1 protein-coding gene is annotated in these 1,764 nt (G+C 42.3%); it reads left to right on the top strand.

Going from position 1 to position 1,764, the window contains the following annotated elements:
- On the top strand, positions 1–1,764 hold a 1,764-nt coding region (locus QUB56_RS36850), incomplete at both ends, for a GAF domain-containing protein (RefSeq protein WP_332961294.1).

The raw sequence follows: 1,764 nt of genomic DNA, 5'->3' as shown, positions 1-1,764 counted from the left end.
GGCATTAGGAGAAACTGTGGCCATTTTAAACGGGAAGCGAATTGAGGATTTAGTTGATCTGCCTCAAATGAGCGATCCCTATAAACTAGCAGCCATGAGACTTTTGTCAAGTATCTTTGCTGCTACATACCTTGCTGCTCCTGCACTGTTGCCCTTGACGGTGTGCAAACAAGTAGATTTATCCGTCCAATATGGTAATGCTTCCGTGTCTCCCTTTGCTTATGCCAATTATGGTCTTCTACTTTGCGGAGTTGTGGGAGATATTGATTCGGGTTATCAGTTCGGTCAATTGGCTTTAAATTTAGTGTCAAAGTTGAATGCTAAAGAAATCAAAGCCAAGACAGTTGTCATAGTAAATATATTTACCAGACATTGGAAAGATCATCTCAAAGAAACATTAGAGCCTTTGAGGTCGGCTTATTCTAGCGGAATGGAGACGGGAGATTTAGAATGGGCTGCCTTTGGCCTAATAACGTACTCCTATTGCGCTTATTTTAGTGCTAAAGAACTGACTGCCCTTGAAAAAGAGATGGAAAATTACAGAGATGCTGTTTATAAAATTAAGCAAGAAACAGCACTGAATTTTCAAGAAAGCTATTGGCAGGCTGTCTTAAATCTACTCGGAAGAAGTGAAAACCCCTGCCTTCTCAAGGGTGAGGTCTACGACGAACAGATAAGATTACCATTGCACCAGCAAGCAAATGATAATTCTGCATTTTTTTACTCATACTTGAATAAAATTTTACTTTGTTATTTGTTTGAAAATTACTCAGAAGCCAGTGAAAATACTACTATAGCAGAGAAGTATTTAGATGCACTGGTAGGATTGCCGGTTATTCCTGTTTTCCATTTCTACGATTCTTTGGTGTGGTTGGCGGTGTATTCTGATACTCCACAGTCAGAGCAACAGGGCCTTCTTGACAGAGTACAAGCCAATCAGGAAAAAATGCAGAAATGGGCGCATCATGCCCCCATGAATCATCTGCACAAATTCTATCTAGTAGAGGCAGAACGATATCGAGTTTTAGGCGAAAAAATCGAAGCGATTGAAATGTATGACAAAGCGATCGCTCTTGCTAAAGAAAACCAGTACATCAACGAAGAAGCACTCGCTCACGAACTTGCTGCCAAATTCTACCTGTCATGGGGCAAAGAAACGATCGCCCAAGTTTATATGCAAAACGCTCATTATAGCTACCAACTCTGGGGCGCTATAGCTAAAGTTGAGGATTTAGAAAAAAAATACCCCGAATTTCTAGCTAGAACATCAGCCAAGACAACAACTCAAACAAAAGCTAACAGAACAACGATTAAGCCTACTAGCACTAGCACTAATTTGGGAGAGACGCTAGATTTAGCCACAGTAATGAAAGCTTCTCAAGCGATTTCAGGTGAAATAGTTTTAAGTAAGTTGCTGGAAAGGTTGATGAAGATTGCGATCGAAAATGCCGGCGCCCAAAAAGGCTTTTTGATTTTAGAAAAAGCGGGAAACTGGGCGATTGAGGCAGAAGGTTCGGTGAAGGGGGATGAAGTTAGCGTGCTGCGATCGCTTCCTTTGAATGCAGAAGCAGCTTCTGGGGAAACGCCAAAACTGGCAAGTGCGATCGCCCACTACGTCATCCGCACCCAGGAAAACGTGGTTTTAAATAACGCCACCCAAGAGGGACAATTTACCCGCGATCCTTACATTGCAGCCACTCAACCGAAATCGATTCTCTGCACTCCTCTGCTGCACCAAGGCAAACTCACAGGCATTCTTTACCT

The organism is Microcoleus sp. AR_TQ3_B6, from assembly GCF_036702785.1.
GTDB lineage: Bacteria > Cyanobacteriota > Cyanobacteriia > Cyanobacteriales > Microcoleaceae > Microcoleus.
This window is presented reverse-complemented; position numbering and strand designations above follow the sequence as displayed.